General features: G+C 50.1%; 1 protein-coding gene. It reads left to right on the top strand.

Going from position 1 to position 335, the window contains the following annotated elements; translation table 11 throughout:
- Nucleotides 1-50: 50 nt before the first annotated feature.
- Nucleotides 51-335 (top strand): hypothetical protein (locus SB717_RS34390; RefSeq protein ID WP_410907332.1); only part of this gene is annotated, 285 nt, incomplete at its 3' end.

Here is a 335-nt window from a genome sequence, read left to right as displayed (position 1 = left end):
AATCCCTGAAATACGAGATAAGGCGTTCGTACCATCAGGAATGGTCTCCGTTGGCCCTGATTCCTGATCGGTTGACTGCTGATTTCACAGGAAGAGAGCGAGAAATTGAGGAGCTTACTGAGTGGACGAACGATTTCGGGTCGCGCGCCTGTATGCTCTATGGCGACGGAGGAATCGGAAAAACAACCCTTGCCGTGGAGTTCGTCTGGCGTTTGCTGGAAGGGACTGTTAAGTCAGAATTCAAACCAGAGCTCATTACATTTTTCACAGCGAAGAAGACTCGTTGGGGAATTGGTGGTCTTGAAATCATCCGGCTTGATGAAGTGGGAGTCGCC

The organism is Priestia sp. SIMBA_032, from assembly GCF_046535215.1.
GTDB classification, from domain to species: domain Bacteria; phylum Bacillota; class Bacilli; order Bacillales; family Bacillaceae_H; genus Priestia; species Priestia aryabhattai.
Note: the sequence above shows the minus strand (reverse complement) of the source record. Positions and strands in the feature narration are given on the sequence as shown.